Origin of the sequence: Kordia sp., assembly GCF_022447245.1 — a bacterium.
In the GTDB taxonomy this organism is placed as follows: Bacteria; Bacteroidota; Bacteroidia; order Flavobacteriales; family Flavobacteriaceae; genus Kordia.
This window is the reverse complement of sequence record NZ_JAKVBC010000034.1, coordinates 1-16,633: the sequence shown is the minus strand read 5'-3', so window position 1 is coordinate 16,633 and position 16,633 is coordinate 1. Positions and strand designations below refer to the sequence as shown.

Annotated in this window: 15 protein-coding genes and 1 tRNA gene; 15 read left to right on the top strand and 1 reads right to left on the bottom strand. The window is 34.6% G+C overall.

Annotation, left to right across the window (positions count from 1 at the left end; genetic code table 11):
- The first annotated feature begins 179 nt into the window (after positions 1 to 179).
- The 12 genes from MK119_RS19130 to MK119_RS19075 all read left to right on the top strand — a co-directional run bounded on the left by MK119_RS19130 (position 180) and on the right by MK119_RS19075 (position 13,809).
- Positions 180 to 668: a hypothetical protein gene (locus MK119_RS19130; RefSeq protein ID WP_290682248.1), complete on the top strand. Its 489-nt coding sequence runs from the start codon at positions 180 to 182 to the stop codon at positions 666 to 668.
- A 159-nt stretch (positions 669 to 827) separates the two neighbouring features.
- Complete coding sequence (locus MK119_RS19125) at positions 828 to 1,277, top strand: hypothetical protein (protein ID WP_290682246.1); 450 nt, start codon at positions 828 to 830, stop codon at positions 1,275 to 1,277.
- 73 nt (positions 1,278 to 1,350) lie between these two features.
- Entirely contained in the window at positions 1,351 to 2,412 is a 1,062-nt protein-coding gene (locus MK119_RS19120) for a hypothetical protein (protein WP_290682243.1), read from the top strand.
- A 41-nt stretch (positions 2,413 to 2,453) separates the two neighbouring features.
- Positions 2,454 to 3,002, top strand: a complete 549-nt coding sequence (locus tag MK119_RS19115) for a sigma-70 family RNA polymerase sigma factor (protein ID WP_290682240.1) — start codon at positions 2,454 to 2,456, stop codon at positions 3,000 to 3,002.
- Entirely contained in the window at positions 2,989 to 4,161 is a 1,173-nt protein-coding gene (locus tag MK119_RS19110) for a hypothetical protein (protein WP_290682237.1), read from the top strand. The genes MK119_RS19115 and MK119_RS19110 overlap by 14 nt, the downstream gene beginning before the upstream one ends.
- 104 nt (positions 4,162 to 4,265) lie before the next feature.
- The gene (topA, locus tag MK119_RS19105) at positions 4,266 to 6,761 is read left to right on the top strand and encodes a type I DNA topoisomerase (RefSeq protein WP_290682235.1); all 2,496 of its coding nucleotides are present in this window, start codon (positions 4,266 to 4,268) and stop codon (positions 6,759 to 6,761) included.
- The gene (locus MK119_RS19100) at positions 6,761 to 7,930 is read left to right on the top strand and encodes a formimidoylglutamase (RefSeq protein WP_290682232.1); all 1,170 of its coding nucleotides are present in this window, start codon (positions 6,761 to 6,763) and stop codon (positions 7,928 to 7,930) included. The genes topA and MK119_RS19100 overlap by 1 nt, the downstream gene beginning before the upstream one ends.
- A 151-nt stretch (positions 7,931 to 8,081) precedes the next feature.
- Complete coding sequence (gene gldK / locus MK119_RS19095) at positions 8,082 to 9,446, top strand: gliding motility lipoprotein GldK (protein WP_290682230.1); 1,365 nt, start codon at positions 8,082 to 8,084, stop codon at positions 9,444 to 9,446.
- 83 nt (positions 9,447 to 9,529) lie between these two features.
- Positions 9,530 to 10,162 (top strand): gliding motility protein GldL, encoded by a 633-nt coding sequence (gene gldL, locus MK119_RS19090; protein ID WP_290682227.1) that lies wholly within the window; start codon positions 9,530 to 9,532, stop codon positions 10,160 to 10,162.
- A 56-nt stretch (positions 10,163 to 10,218) separates the two neighbouring features.
- Positions 10,219 to 11,781: a gliding motility protein GldM gene (gene gldM / locus MK119_RS19085; protein WP_290682224.1), complete on the top strand. Its 1,563-nt coding sequence runs from the start codon at positions 10,219 to 10,221 to the stop codon at positions 11,779 to 11,781.
- Between the two features lie 20 nt (positions 11,782 to 11,801).
- Positions 11,802 to 12,695: a gliding motility protein GldN gene (gene gldN, locus MK119_RS19080; protein ID WP_290682221.1), complete on the top strand. Its 894-nt coding sequence runs from the start codon at positions 11,802 to 11,804 to the stop codon at positions 12,693 to 12,695.
- A gap of 64 nt (positions 12,696 to 12,759) precedes the next feature.
- Positions 12,760 to 13,809 carry an FAD-binding oxidoreductase gene (locus MK119_RS19075; RefSeq protein ID WP_290682219.1) on the top strand — a complete coding sequence of 350 codons (1,050 nt, stop codon included), beginning with the start codon at positions 12,760 to 12,762 and terminating at the stop codon, positions 13,807 to 13,809.
- 1 nt (position 13,810) lies between these two features.
- Here the strand turns inward: MK119_RS19075 and MK119_RS19070 are convergent, their stop codons facing one another.
- On the bottom strand, positions 13,811 to 14,203 hold the full coding sequence (locus tag MK119_RS19070; protein ID WP_290682216.1) for a DUF983 domain-containing protein: 393 nt from the start codon (positions 14,201 to 14,203) through the stop codon (positions 13,811 to 13,813).
- Between the two features lie 84 nt (positions 14,204 to 14,287).
- On the opposite strand from MK119_RS19070, the gene abc-f reads away from it, so the two are divergent.
- From abc-f to MK119_RS19055, 3 genes are all read left to right on the top strand, one after another.
- A complete protein-coding gene (gene abc-f / locus MK119_RS19065) occupies positions 14,288 to 16,210 on the top strand; it encodes a ribosomal protection-like ABC-F family protein (RefSeq protein ID WP_290682215.1) in 1,923 nt (640 codons plus the stop codon).
- Between the two features lie 16 nt (positions 16,211 to 16,226).
- Positions 16,227 to 16,409: a CPXCG motif-containing cysteine-rich protein gene (locus MK119_RS19060; protein WP_290682213.1), complete on the top strand. Its 183-nt coding sequence runs from the start codon at positions 16,227 to 16,229 to the stop codon at positions 16,407 to 16,409.
- A gap of 58 nt (positions 16,410 to 16,467) precedes the next feature.
- Positions 16,468 to 16,540 (top strand) — tRNA-Met (locus MK119_RS19055).
- Positions 16,541 to 16,633 lie beyond the last annotated feature (93 nt).

The following is a 16,633-nucleotide window of genomic DNA, read 5'->3' as shown; positions in this document are numbered from 1 at the left end:
AAGTATGGCGAATTAGTCAAGCAACATTGCAAAATGAGCAAGACACGCTCAATATTTCTTCAAATTTTAATATAGTGGATGATGAATTTGTTTTTACGGATACTACTGTATAATGGAGAAAAGGTCATGAAATAAAATATGATGCTACTACTGTTGATGATGCAAAACAGGATTATTATGTGGCTCCTAATAGTTATATGTATTCCTTTGAATTGGGAAGAGCTACGCAATTCTCGGCGAATACTGGAATGAATTGTGAAATTCAGGAGAATGGTTCGGTTACAGGTGTTATTGAAGTGGGAAATGAGACAGAACTGCATGTGACGCTCGTTCCCAAAACAGCACAATACTATATGTCTACAGAAAGCACATCGCTTCAATTTACAGAAGTGTTTACAGTAAATGCATCATTGCAAGTTTTTGGAACAGGAATGATTGGAACAAATAGCGAAGATGGTATTTATATCGCGCACAGAGGTTATTATGATGGGCAAGCGCAACGTGTTTTAAAAGTAGATTTAGAAAGTGGATTGCAAACCGAACAGATAGTTAATAATTACAACTTTACATATTCAAAATTACATGTAATAGCAAATCAACTTGCGCTTGTAAATACACAAAAGATTTCATTATATAATTCTAATTTTTCTACCGTACCAACCTCCTAACTAACCAACTCGCAAATTTCAAATCTAGGAGCGCCGATTGTATATGGTACGGCAACACAAGGCGATGATATTTATGTTGTAGGAGGTAATCATCTTGTAGATCCAGCTAGAATATATAAGTCTAATGTAGCTACGCAAACCTATAACGAATTTGCAAGTTTGCCAGAAGCGCGTTATGGAGCAGATGCTATCATTGTAAATAATGTTTTATATGTATTTGGAGGAGTTACAGATTATCCGGCAGTACAACCAGCGCAGAACACTATTTATATCATTCCTTTAGATGATCCAAGTAATGTGCAAACCTTGCAAATGAGTCAAAATATGAACGTGTCTTATGTAAAAGCGTATCAAAACTTAATTTATGTTGCAGGCATTACGTTTACAGGAAATACTGTCCTAGGTATTACAGAGAGAGAAAGTCATATAGGAGTTTTTGATACGTTAGATAATACGTATCAAGAGTTGCAGCATAACTTAACAAATGCTAGCGGATTAGAAGCTATAGAAGAAATGTGCATCGTAGGAGATAAAATGTATGTCATTTATGGTGATATGCTTGGGCAAGGTCTACAAGATTGGTCTGTGTATGCTGCTGATTTAAATTAAAAAAACTAAACATCGGGAACCTTTTCAAAAACATACGCGTCTATATCTGTAGAAACATTAACAAAACCTGATTATGAAAAAACAATTTTTAAAAATACTAATGCTTATATGTGTCGGACTCTTTGCATTTTCATGTTCTGATTTAGATGATAATGAAGAAGTAGGAACAGTAGCACTGGAAAATGTCATTCAGAAAGAATCAGAATTATTTAGTTTGATTGAACGTGTAGCTGAAACCGAAGATGAACATGAAATCACCTGTATAAAGTTTTTATACTCTTTTACAATGCTCGAATTTGATACAGACTTAATGGTTGTAAACGAATATGTAGTTTCAAGTGATGCTAATTTTACTTTTATTCTTGAAAATATTTCAGATGGAAATAGTATCGGAATCAATTTTCCAATTCAAAGTATTTTAGAAAGCGGAGAAGAATTCTTAATTCAAAATAAAGACGAATTAAAACAAGCAATTGACGATTGTATAGCAGCGCAGCAAGATCAAATCGCAGGGCAATGTAGCCAACTATTGCAAGAATGTGTATGGATTGTAAGTCACGATGATGAAGATGAAGATATGTATGGAAATGCAGTGTTTGATGTAGCAGATGACGGAACGTTTCAATTTTACAATAATGGAGAGCTTCATGTAGGAACTTGGATTGTTTATTTTATAGAAGACGAATTGCACACAAATATTACTTTTGAGGAGCAAGGAATGACTGCTGATGATTGGAATTTTGATTGGAAAACAGAAATCCTTTCAGATGAAATGATGCGCTTCACAAATCAAGATGTAAGTTTTACCTTGACAAAAGAATGTGAAGAAGAAAACTATTGTGCGCAACTTATATTTTCGGAATGCGAAGGAATTGATGGTTCTGAAATATCTGAATTTATCTTTGAAAATTATATACCTTGTATTTTACAAATTGAAGATTTAGAAGCATTGACCGATGAAGATAGTATTGCATTCTATGAAACACAATTAGATGCAGATGCAGAAACCAATCCGCTTTCACAAACATCGTATCAAAACACATCGCAAGAGCAAACGATCTATGTACGTGTGAATTATGGAGTAGCAAACGAATTTTTTATCATTCCGATTACAATTATATCGACAACTTGTTAAAAATAATTCAAATACAAAACAACCAAATAGGGCAAACGTTTTTGGAAAACACAAACGCAGAAGCATATAATATAAAAGCATTAATCAAAGGTGATGAACTCGCACAAAAAGCAGTTTATGATGCCTTTGCACCTAAAATGCTAGCGGCGTGTCAAAACTTTATTTCCGATAAAACCTTGGCAGAAGAAGCTATGAATAATGGTTTTGTAAAAGTATTTTTTAATGTAAAAAAATATAAAAACAAAGGAAGTTTTGAAGGTTGGATTCGTAAAATCATGATTCGAGAAAGTCTATCGTTTCTTCGCAAGAAGAAGTTTGTAATAGTTTCCCAAAGTGAAATTATTCTAGAGCGACAAAAAACCTATCAAGAACCTGTAAATGAAGTTTCGGAAATTCAGCGACTCATAGAGCAACTTCCGTTGGAGTTTAAACTAGTATTCAATTTGTATGCAATAGAAGGATATTCGCATAAGGAAATTGCAGATCTATTAAAAATACCAGAAACTACATCGAAGACACGCTTATTCAGAGCGCGAAAACTATTAAAAGAACAATTGCAAACCATAAAAAAAGCCAATGGAAGATTTTGATTTCATAGATGCATTAACTAAAACAGCGCTTTCAGATCGTACTGTACAACCTTCTCCAGATGGTTGGCAAATGGTGCAGCAAAAAATGATGCGTAAAAAACGCAAAAGACTCCTTATATATATACTCTTATTTACATTGTTATGCTCGTTAGGAATTTATATTGGTGTTCATAAAGTAGCTGATGTAGAAACCACAGAAGTTTCAAAGAAAAATACAAATACTAATAACGAAATAATTTCAAATTCAACCTTGAGCTCAACCTTAAGTCCAGATTCAAATTCACAATCAAATGAAGTCGTGAATGATGATAGTCAAGCAGAAACAAACACTTCTGTTGTAATGTCAGAAACAAAAAAACAGCAGCAAACTACTAAAAACTCACAAAGAGAGAGAAAAGGTGTAGTGAAAACACAGACTGGAAATCATTCACGATTCATGAATGGAAAAAATAATGTGTTGGTTTCAAACAATACCAATGCTTTTGACGGAAATAGGATTACAAAATCTAAGACCAAACATTCATTGAGCATTACAGCAAGCATGACTTTTACTGATGGAGAAGAAGATTGCCAACTCAATGCGGCAGGATTGAAACTAGCTTCTTGGGAATTGATAACTCCAGAAATGCTCAAAAAGAAACGTAAAAAACGTCGTAAATCTAAAAAAGCAGAAAAAATGTATGACAATCTTGACCTCATGGTTGGCTTCAATGGTTTTGTAAATAAAAATGATTATGATTTTATAGGTTCTTATATTTTTGAACTTTCTTATACCGTTAAAGAAAAACTAAAAAAGAAGTACACCTTTAATTATGGAGCTTCTTTGCAATTCAGAAATCTTCGTCTCAAAAATGATTCTATCAGTTTTAATAGAGGAGAACTAAGTATGAATGTGTATTCTGGTCTTGAAAGGCGTTTTGGAAACTTTGGTGTAGAAGCTGGCGGATATCTTGGATACGAATTCTATTCGCCAAATAATGAGGTTTTTGGTAGGGATAACATCAACTTCTTTGATCGAAAAATCAATTACGGATTGTTTTCTACCTTGTATTATAAAAAGGTTGGACTGGTTTTTAAATATGAATTTTCACCATATATAAATTATCTCGGAGCTAGGAAGTCAGGCGCATTTACCATAGGTGTGAAATATGATTTTTAAATCTGTAAAAAATGAAAAAATACAGACGCAAAAAAATCGTAAATGCAAAAAAATGTGCCCATTTTTAAAAATCTACATACTTTTGTACTCTGAAAAAATAATATATGGCAAAGAATCTGGTAATTGTTGAGTCACCTGCAAAGGCAAAAACAATTGAAAAATTTCTTGGAAAAGATTACAAAGTAGAATCAAGTTTTGGTCACATTGCAGACTTACCTTCCAAAGAATTAGGTGTAAATGTTGATGGCGATTTTGAACCTGAATATATTGTCTCTGACGACAAAAAAACAGTAGTAAAAAAATTAAAAGACTTAGCAAAAAAAGCAGAAGTTGTATGGCTCGCTAGTGATGAGGATCGTGAAGGAGAAGCAATTGCATGGCATTTAGCGGAAACATTAAAATTAGATCCAGAACGTACAAAGCGAATCGTTTTTCATGAAATTACCAAATCAGCAATCTTAAAGGCAATTGAAAACCCAAGAGATATTGACTACAATCTTGTAAACGCACAACAAGCACGTAGGATATTAGATAGATTGGTAGGATACGAATTGTCACCTGTACTTTGGAGAAAAGTAAAAGGAGGATTGTCTGCTGGACGTGTTCAATCAGTTTCGGTACGATTAATTGTTGAGCGTGAACGTAGCATTCAAGACTTTAAACCACAAGCATCATTTAAAATCGCAGCTGAATTCTTAAATTCAAAAGGGAAAAAGTTCAAAGCAAGACTAAATAAAACATTCCCAACACATCAAGAAGCCAAAGATTTCTTAGCCAAAAATGCTGGGGCCGATTTTAAAATTGCCAACTTAGAAACTAAGCCAGCAAAAAAATCACCAGCAGCACCATTTACCACATCAACACTACAACAAGAAGCATCGCGAAAGCTATATTTCTCCGTAAGTAAAACGATGACATTGGCACAGCGTTTATATGAAGCTGGTTTAATTACCTATATGAGAACGGATAGTGTTAACCTTTCCAACGATGCAAAAAATGCAGCACAGGAAGAAATCATTCGTTCCTATGGTGAAGAATATAGTCATCCAAGAGATTACAGAAGTAAATCAAAAGGAGCACAGGAAGCACACGAAGCTATTCGTCCGACAAACATGGCGAATCATTCGGTAGATGCAGAATACGATCAAATACGTTTATATGAACTTATCTGGAAACGTACTGTTGCTTCTCAAATGAGCGATGCAAAGCTTGAACGTACCAATGCAAAAATAGAAGCCAATACACATGGGGAACGTTTCACTGCAAATGGTGAAGTATTAAAATTCGAAGGTTTCCTAAAAGTATATTTAGAAGGAAAAGATGATGAGGAAGAAGAGCAAGACGGAATGTTGCCAGCATTATTTGTAGGTGAACAACTCACAAACGAATTTATAACAGCAACACAGCGTTATACCAAAGCACCATATCGATTTACGGAAGCATCGCTTGTAAAACAATTAGAAGAGTTAGGAATTGGAAGGCCGTCAACGTATGCGCCAACAATTTCTACAATCCAAAACAGAGGATACATTGAAAAAGGTTCTGTAGAAGGTGTAGAGCGTAAATACGAACAACTCACATTAAAAGCAGATAAAATCATAGAAAAGGAACTGACTGAAAAAGTAGGTTCTGATAAAGGGAAATTAGTGCCAACGGATATTGGAATGATTGTAAATGATTTCTTGGTGAAAAATTTCTCTTCAATTTTAGACTACAATTTTACAGCGAAAGTAGAGCAAAACTTTGACGATATTGCTTCTGGCAATGAAGAGTGGAAAGTAATGATGAAAGATTTCTATGCAGATTTTCACCCAACTGTAGAAGATGTAAAAGAAAATGCCGAACGTGAATCAGGAGAACGTATCTTAGGAGTTGATCCTGAAACTGGAAAGCAAGTTAGTGTGCGTTTAGGAAGATTTGGGCCAATGGTTCAAGTAGGAACGGTAGACGATGAAGAAAAGCCGAAATTTGCAAGCTTGAGTCCAGATCAGCAATTAAATACCATCACTTTTGAAGAAGCAATGGATTTATTTCAATTGCCAAAATCACTTGGAGAATACAAAGGTCAAGCTGTTGAGGTAAACAACGGTCGTTATGGTCCGTACGTAAAATTTGGTAAAAAATTCATCTCTTTAGACAAAGGAGAAGATCCATTAAGTGTGGAAATGGAGCGTGCAAAAGAATTAATTGATGCGCGTGAAAAAGCAGATGCGCCAATCGCACAATATGAAGGACATGATGTTACCAAAGGAGTTGGGCGTTTTGGACCTTTCTTAAAGTGGAATGGAATCTTTATTAATGTCAATAAAAAATATGACTTCGATAATTTGTCGCAAGCCGATATTGAAGAACTCATTGAAGACAAGAAGAAAAAAGAACGTGAAAAAGTAATTCACAATTGGGAAGTAGAAGGAATTCGCGTCGAAAAAGCACGATGGGGAAGAAGCAATATCATTCAAGGAAAAATAAAAATTGAGCTTCCAAAAACAGTTGATGCTACAAAATTGACCTTAGAAGAAGTTCAAAAAATGATTGAAGATAAAGCTCCAAAGAAGAAAACAAAAGCAAAAGCTAAGTCAAAAGCAAAAGCTAAAAAATAATGGAGTTCGAATTTTTATCACCCGTCAATGATATATTGATGGCTCATAATGAATTGTTGTCGGAGCAGGCTTTTGGAAATCAAATAGACATCCATACGTCCAAAAATGGTATTCCTGAATCGGTGACTGAAGCAAAATTTGCAATCATAGCAGTGCTTGAAAATCGAAGTGATATCAATTATTTGGGTGAAAGCTTAGATTTATTAGAAATTCGAAAAGCACTGTACAGTCTCTTTCCAGGAAACTGGAGTCACAAACTTGTTGACTTAGGAAATCTTCAAAAAGGAGAATCCGTTGATGATACGTATGCAGCATTGAAGCGTATCATGGAACCTTTGCTCAAAAAAAACATCATTCCTATTATTTTGGGAGGAAGCCAAGATTTAATGTACGCAATGTATCGCGCGTATGACAATTTGGAGCAAACGGTGAATATTGTAAATGTAGATAGTAAATTTGATTTTGGTGCGGTAACACAATCTGTAAGTAATCAATCTTACATGGGTAAAATCATCACAGAAGAGCCGCACAATCTATTCAATTACAGTAATATAGGATACCAAACCTATTTCAATGCGCAAGAAGAAATTGATTTAATGCAAAAACTTTTCTTTGATGCGTTCCGTTTAGGGCAAGTTTCTAATGATATAAGTATCGTTGAGCCAATTACACGTGATGCAGACATTGTCGGAATTGATTTATCGGCTGTAAAGGCTTCTGAAGTAAGTGGGAATCAAAATACATCACCAAACGGCTTAGATGGAAAAGAAATTTGCGCCATTAGTCGATATGCAGGAATCAGTGATAAAGTATCTTCATTTGGTGTTTTTGAGTATCGCAATTCCAAAGATGAAGAAATTACGGCTATGTTAGTCGCACAAATGATTTGGTATTTTATTGAAGGAGTCAATTATCGTGTAAAAGATTATCCATTTGCCTCAAAAGACGACTATTTAAAGTATATCGTGCCAAACGACGTAGAAGAAATGGTATTTTATAAGAGTAATAAAACTGAAAGATGGTGGATAGAAATACCATTTATTTCAAGTTTGAATAATAAATTAAAAAGACATACGTTATTACCTTGCACACACCAAGATTATTTGAATGCATGCAATCAAATTATCCCTGAAAGATGGTGGATGGCGTATAAAAAAAGTATAAATTAAATAAGTGTGTTAAGAAAACCTTAAAATTATATTTAGAAAAAGCGATTTAAAACCATTAGTTTTTAGAATAAAAAATTGTTTTTTTAAAAATAAATAAATAGGTTTACGCCCTTAAAATCTATAAAAAACGTATTAACCTCAATAATTCCGTATGAAAAAGATTGTTGTATTAACAGCTGTTTTAGCATTTCTTTGTAGCTGTGGTTCTAAAGACAGAGGTGAGCTAATCGGTGTCAAAGGAAAAAAATGGCATCCAGAAAAACCTTATGGTATGACTTTAGTTCCTGGTGGTTCTTTTATCATGGGTAAATCTGATGATGATATTGCTCAAACTAAAAACGCACCAACTAAAACAGTTACAGTTCCATCATTCTATATGGATGAAACTGAAATTACTAATAGCGAGTATCGTGAATTTGTATACTGGGTTCGTGACTCAATAATGAGAACAAGACTAGCAATATTAGCAGATGAAGAAGGTAAGACTGATCCCAATGAAGATGGTATCGCAAAGTTTGCATTCAAGGATGCTGATACAACTGATTTAACAGCTTGGGAAAAGTACAATCTTGAAAACTATGTAGGCTTAGGTGATACAGGTTATGAAGGTAGACGTCTAAACCGTGATGAAGAGTTAATTTGGGATTATTCTGAAATTCCAGATGAGTACTATGCAGAGGTTTTAGATTCTATGTTAATTCCTGAAGCAGAATCATATAATGGACAACGTACAATCGATTGGACAAAAGTAAGATTCCAATACACATGGATGGATATTGAAGCTGCAGCAAAACACAAAGGGAAAAAGCGTACGGATTTTATCAAAAGAGAAAATCTAGAGATCTATCCAGATACTACAGTGTGGATTAGAGATTTCGAATATTCATACAACGAGCCAATGCACAACGATTACTTCTGGCATGATGCATACAATGATTATCCAGTAGTAGGTGTAACATGGCAACAAGCAAAGGCATTTTGTGAGTGGAGAACTTTAAAAAAGAATATTTACAGAAAAGAAAAGAAGCGTCACAGGATCAACAAATTCAGATTACCATCTGAAGCAGAATGGGAGTACGCAGCAAGAGGCGGACTTGAAGGAGCAACGTATCCTTGGGGAGGACCTTACACAATGAATGATAGAGGTTGTTTCTTGGCAAACTTTAAGCCATTAAGAGGAAATTATGCAGCAGACCAAGCACTATACACAGTAGAAGGTGATGCATTTGAACCTAACGACTTCAATTTATATAACATGGCAGGAAATGTAGCAGAGTGGACAGCGTCATCTTATGACCCAAGTTCATACGAATACATGTCTACAATGAGCCCGAACGTAAACGATTCACTTAACAATCGTAAAGTAATTCGTGGAGGTTCATGGAAAGATGTTGAATACTTCTTACAAGTAAGTACAAGAGACTTTGAGTACAAAGATTCAGCAAGAAGTTATATTGGTTTCAGAACTGTACAAAGCTACATGGGAACTGATGTTATCGGAACAGTAAAAAATTAGAAAATCAAAATACTAAAATAAACCACGGAAAACCCAAACACTTAAATTTTATTAACTAAACACTAAACTAAAATTAGATTATTATGGCAAAGAATGGCAAGATTACGCTAACGAACATGGTATATGGACTAGGAGCGGCAATTGTAATTGTAGGAGCATTATTTAAAATTCAACACTGGCCTTACGGAAGTGAGATTTTAACACTAGGTATGATTGTAGAAGCACTAGTATTCACATATTCAGCATTTGAAAGACAATCTGACGAACTAGATTGGTCATTAGTATACCCTGAGTTATCAGGAGGATCTGCAAAAGCTAAAGCTAAAAAGCAAGAAGCAACTGATGCAGAAGGATTATTGTCTAAGAAATTAGATAACTTATTAAAAGACGCAAGAATTGACGGAGAATTAATGAGCAGCTTAGGAGATAGTATTCGTAACTTTGAAGGAGCTGCAAAAAGTATATCTCCTACAGTAGACGCAATTGCTTCAACTAAAAAGTACAGTGAAGAAATGTCATTAGCAGCAGCACAAATGGAGTCTTTAAATAGTCTTTACAAAGTACAAATGGAAAGTGCTAATCGTCAAGCGGCGATCAACGAGGAAGCTGTTGAAAATGCAGCGAAGCTTAAAGAGCAAATGCAATCATTAGCATCTAACTTATCATCGTTAAATGGTGTATATGGAGGAATGTTATCTGCTATGAACAAAAACTAATTAGTAGTTAATTAAATAATTAATTCAACAAAAATTAACAAAAAAACTAATTAGAAATGGCAGGAGGAAAAGTATCTGCAAGGCAGAAAATGATTAACCTGATGTATTTGGTATTCATCGCAATGATGGCTATGAATATGTCTAAGGAAGTATTATCAGCTTTTGGATTAATGGAAGCAAAGTTTGCTGAGTCTAACATAGCGGCATCTGAAACAAATGGTGCATTACTAGACGATTTAATTACAAAAGGAAAAGAGAAAAAGGAAGAATTCGCAGTTCCTGCGAATAAAGCTCAAGAAGTAAATCGTATATCAGATAGATTTTTCAAATACATTGAAACACTAAAAGCAGATCTTTTAAAAGATGGTGGGTATGTTCCTGATACAGAAACAGGTAAATTACCTTTTGAAGCGATGGACAAAACTGATATTCTTGATGAAAAATGGTTTACAGGTGATCGCCTTACAAAGGCTGGGCAAGCTGTGATGGCTGAAATTGAAAAATACAAATCAGATATCAAAGCTGTTTTAGGAACTGACGTGAAATACAAAAAGGCTATTGAAAGCTTTGACAAGCGTTTCAATACTGGTCCTGTAACAAACAAAGAAGGGAAGAAAATAGATTGGTTAGATTATCATTTCCAAGGTTTCCCAGCTATTGCATCTTATACAAAGTTAACAGCTATGCAAAATGATGTTAAAGTTACAGAAGCTAATATGTTCAACTTATTCTTAGGAAATACACTTACAGAAGCTGTTTCGCTAAAAAAGTATCAAGCAATTATACTTGCTGACAAGTCAGCATTCTTTGCAGGAGAGAAGTTTCAAGGAAAAGTAGTATTAGGTAAGTATGCTAATGTTACTCCTACAAAACTTACTGTTCAAGGAACCGAAATCGATGTTGCTAAAGCAGTAGACTCTTCAGGTGCGGCTAAATTAGATTTCAATGTAGGAAATGTTGGTGAACATAAAGTAGAGGGAAGCTTTACATTCTTAGAAGATGGAAAGCCATTAGAAATTCCTATTGTTGGAAACTATGTAGTAGTGCCACGTCCAAACTCAGCAACTATTTCTGCAGATAAGATGAATGTAGTATATCGTGGAGTAGATAACCCAATGACAATTTCTTTTGCTGGTGTGCCAGATAATAAGGTAACTGCAAATGCAAATGGATTAAAAAAAGTTGGAAACGGGAAATATAACATGAAGCCATCTACAGGAACAGAAGTAAAAATCAATGTATCTGCTACACTTGATGATGGTTCTAAAGCTGGAGATAGTAAAACATTCAGAATTAAAGATATTCCTGCACCAACTGGATTCTTTAGAGGTGTTAAAGGTTCTACAAAAATGAGTAAATCAGGTGTTGCAAAGGGATCAGTAAAAGCTGATTTCGAAGATTTCGACTTCGAATTACCATTACGTGTAACTCAGTTTGATTTTAAAGTTCCTGGTCAACCAACAATTACTGTGAATGGTAGTAAGTTAGACGGAAGAGCTAAAGCTGCATTAAACAGAGCTAGAAGAGGACAAACGGTACAGATTCTGAATATTAAGGCCAAAAGTAACGGACCACTTATTAAGAAAATATCGCCAGTAATTATTGAAATTACAAACTAAAAAATATTAAAACATTTGTTATGAATTGGAAAGGTTTATTTACAATTGCATTTACATTCCTGCTATCAGGAACTATGCTTGCGCAAGCAAACTTATTGAACGCAAAGGATCCAAGTGAAATTGGTAAAAAGACACAAGCTCAGAAAGATGCTGATAATGATGGTCCTTTACCATACGGATATGTTGATGACAGAGATATTCTTTGGTCAGCAACAACTTGGGAAATTATAGATCTTGATGAAAGAGTAAACTTTCCATTGTATTATCCTATTGACTCAATCGGGATACGTCCAGACAGACGTTCTCTATATGATGTGTTAATGGCATATATCAAAAGCAACAAGATCGAAAAGATCTATGCAGATGGTAATTTTACAGCAACACGTACACTCAAAGATATTCAATCAAGTTTAAAGAAGATTGATACCTTAGATGAAGGTTTCAACCAATTAAACAGAGGAGAAAAACTTTCTGATGAGTATATTGAAGTAAGAGAACTAACTGCTGCTGATATTCAAGAATATCATGTAAAAGGAGTCTGGTATTTCGACAAGCGTCAAGGTGAATTAAAATATAGACTGTTAGGTATTGCACCTGTTGCAGTTGAAGCACAATATGTTGATTTAGATGGAGAGCAAGATTTAATCGAATTATTTTGGGTATTCTATCCAGATGCAAGAGAAATTTTGCACGAAGCTAAAGCATTCAATGATCGTAATGCTGCAGTGCCATTATCATTTGACCATGTGCTCAACTCAAGACGTTTCAATGGACTTATCTACAAAGAAGAAAATGTCCAGGGAGATCGACAAGTTAAAGAATACGTGAAAGAGAATTCACTCATGCAGTTATTGGAATCTGAACGAATCAAAGAAAAGATCAGAGGAAGAGAACAAGACATGTGGAATTACTAAAATTCATAACACATAACAATATTAAAACGCTCACTATTTGGTGAGCGTTTTTTATTTTTGCAACATGATTGATTGTATAGTTGTTGGATTAGGATTGGCCGGAATTGCTTTTTGTGAAGAACTAGAAGCTGAAGGGAAAAAAATTATAGTTTTTGAAGATGATTCTCAAAAATCTTCTACAGTTGCAGGCGGATTGTATAATCCTGTAATTTTAAAACGATTTACGCCAGTTTGGAATGCTGATGAACAACTGGAAGTCGCATTGCCGTTTTACGAAGCTTTGGAGGAGAAATTACAAACAAGCATTGATGAAAAACTACCTGTTATGAGACGCTTTGCTGCTATTGAAGAGCAAAATATGTGGTTTGAAGCTTCTGATAAACCGAAACTGTCTAAATACCTAGATACACAACTTGTCATTAACACGAATGAAGCAGTCGATGCACCTTTCTCTTTAGGGAAAGTAAAAGAAACAGGGAGAATCTTTACAGGAAAATTACTCAAAGCTTACCGCGAATATCTTCAAGCTAAAAACTATTTGCGAAATGAAAGTTTTCAATATGAAAAGTTGACTATAGAAGATGAATTCGTGCAATATCAGAACATACAAGCTAAAAAAATAGTATTCTGTGAAGGATTTGGAATCAAGAAAAATCCATATTTTTCATATTTACCATTAAATGGAACTAAAGGAGAATTACTCTTTATCAAAGCGCCAACATTAAAAATAGACTATGTGTTAAAATCTTCTGTATTTCTTATCCCACAAGGAAATGATGTCTATACAGTAGGCGCAACTTATAATTGGACAGACAAAACAAATACTGCAACAGAAGAAGCTAAAAGGGAGCTCGTAACAAAATTGTCAAAACTGATTAATTGTGAATACGAAATCATAGCACATGTAGCTGGAATACGACCAACAGTGATTGATCGAAGACCGTTAGTGGGGATACATCCTGAAAACCCAAAATTAGCTGTTTTAAACGGTTTAGGAACACGTGGTGTTATGATTGCCCCAACAGTTCCCAAACAGCTCTATAAGCACCTAGAATATCAAGCTGAATTACCAAATGAGATCAATATAAAACGTTTTGAAGATGCAGATGCGTAATTTACTTTGCTTTCGGATCTAATTCTTTGTCATAAGACATAAAAAGATTAATCCAAATATTTCTCGATACACGCATAATAATGGGCATAAAAACAATCAATGTTCCCATAATTGCAAAAAAGGAAGTCAGTAAACTTTCAGAACCAATAAAATATCGAGTAATTATAAAAGCGGCTACCGCAAACGCAATTCCTACACCATAACTTACATACATTGCTCCATAAAAAAAGGAAGGTTCTATCTTATAACGAGTGCCACATTGCGAACAAGTTTCGTTCATTTTTAATGTAGTATTTAATTTATATGGATTTTTCACCTCATACATACGCTCGTTTTGGCATTTTGGGCAACTTCCCGTTAAAATACTATTTAATTTCGTTCCTTTTTTTAACATTTGTAAAATATATTATAAAACCATCTTACTGAACTACAAAAGTAAGATTTACATTTTATAAAAACTGTAACTTTTGTCACACTCATGATAAATATTCACAATATTGCTGTTGCTTTTGGTGGAACGTATCTGTTTAAAGATATTGCGTTTCGACTCAATGCGGGCGACCGTGTTGGACTGATTGGAAAAAATGGCGCGGGGAAATCTACCTTATTAAAAATTCTTGCCAAAGAAAACGAACCAGATGAAGGAGAAATTGCAACTGATAAAGATGTCGAAATTGGTTTTCTAAAACAAGATATTGAATTTACGCAAGGACGTACCGTCTTGGAAGAAAGTTATGAAGCTTTTGAGCAAATTCGAGAGCTAGAACTTAAAATTGATCAAATCAATCATCAACTATCAGAGCGCACTGATTATGATAGCCAGTCCTACAATCAACTCATTGTCGATTTAAGCGAATGCACTTCGCGTTATGAAATATTAGGAGGTTATAACTATAAAGGAGATACTGAAAGAGTTTTACAAGGATTAGGTTTCAAGCGAGAAGATTTTGACAAAAAAACAGATACCTTTTCAGGAGGTTGGCGTATGCGAATAGAGTTGGCAAAACTCTTATTGCAGAAAAACGATATCTTGCTTTTAGATGAGCCTACGAACCATTTGGATATAGAGTCTATCATTTGGTTAGAACAGTTCTTAAAAGCATTTCCGGGTGTCGTAATCATAGTGTCGCACGATAAAATGTTTTTGGATAATGTAACGAACAGGACTATTGAAATTTCGCTAGGTCGTATTTACGATTACAACAAACCGTATTCTAAATATTTAGTACTACGCCAAGAAATCCGTGAACAACAATTAGCAACTCAAAAAAATCAGGAAAAGCATATTCAACATACAGAAAAACTCATTGAAAAATTTCGAGCGAAAGCTTCCAAGGCTGCCATGGCGCAATCACTCATTAAAAAATTGGAACGTATTGACCGTATTGAAGTCGATGAAGATGATAATGCGGTGATGGCAATTCAATTTCCGTTATCTATTCAGCCAGGAAAAGTTGTGGTGGAAGGAGAAAATATCTCTAAAAATTATGGAAAAAAACAAGTGCTTTCAAACATTGATTTATTTGTAGAAAGAAGTAGCAAAATTGCTTTTGTTGGGCAAAATGGACAAGGAAAATCTACTTTGGCAAAAATCATTGTCAACGAAATTTCGCATGAAGGTAAAATGGAATTGGGGCATAATGTACAGGTTGGTTATTTTGCGCAAAATCAGGCAGAATACTTGGATGGTAGCCTTACGGTAGAAGATACAATGATTGAAGCTGCCGATGAAAAAACACGCCCAAAAGTGCGCGACATGCTAGGAGCTTTTCTATTTAGAGGAGAAGAAGTTGACAAAAAAGTAAAAGTACTTTCTGGAGGAGAACGAAATCGTTTGGCTTTGTGTAAAATGCTTTTGCAACCTTTCAATGTATTGGTAATGGATGAGCCTACGAATCACTTAGATATAAAGTCGAAAAATGTACTCAAAAAAGCATTGCAAAACTTTGAAGGAACTTTAATCTTAGTCTCGCATGATCGTGATTTTTTACAAGGTTTAACAAACAAAGTCTATGAGTTTAAAGATCAAAAAATAAAAGAATATCTGGGTGATATTAACTATTATTTGGGTGAACGAAAAGTAGCAGACTTGCGTGAAGTTGAAAAACGAACAGTAGTAAAGCAAGAAATTGTAAAAGCAGAAGCGCCAAAGCACTCTTATGAATCGCAAAAAAAGCTAAAATCACTTAACAATAAACTCAACAAAGTTGAACGTGCTATTTCTGACTTGGAAAAAGAAATCAAAGATATTGATATGGAATTGGCGGTTAATTATGAAGAAACCATAGCGCAACCTAATTTCTTTGATTTATATCAGGGGAAAAAGAAGACGTTGGAAACATTGATGGAAGATTGGGAAGCAATTCAGGAAGAAATGGAAGCGTTGGAGTCTCAATCTTAAGTTGTATTTTTGCAATATGAACGAATATTTTTTTCAATGTCCGTATTGTTGGGAAGAAATTTCCATGTTAATTGATACATCTGTGCGCCAGCAAAAATACATTGAAGACTGCGAAGTTTGCTGCAATCCAATTGAATTAGAACTGCTTACAGAAGAAGGAGAAATCACAGCTTTCAATGCAAAAAACATAGAACAATAAAAAAGTTTATTTTTTTGTTGGTAGAATGAAAAATGGTTGTATATTTGCAATCCAATATCGCGGGATAGAGCAGTAGGTAGCTCGTCGGGCTCATAACCCGAAGGTCACTGGTTCGAGTCCAGTTCCCGCTACTAGGATAAAATAGGCGAAAAGCCACTGTTTATACGGTTTACCTCTTTTGGTAAACCGTTTTTTTATGACTATATTCGAACAGATTTTAACAA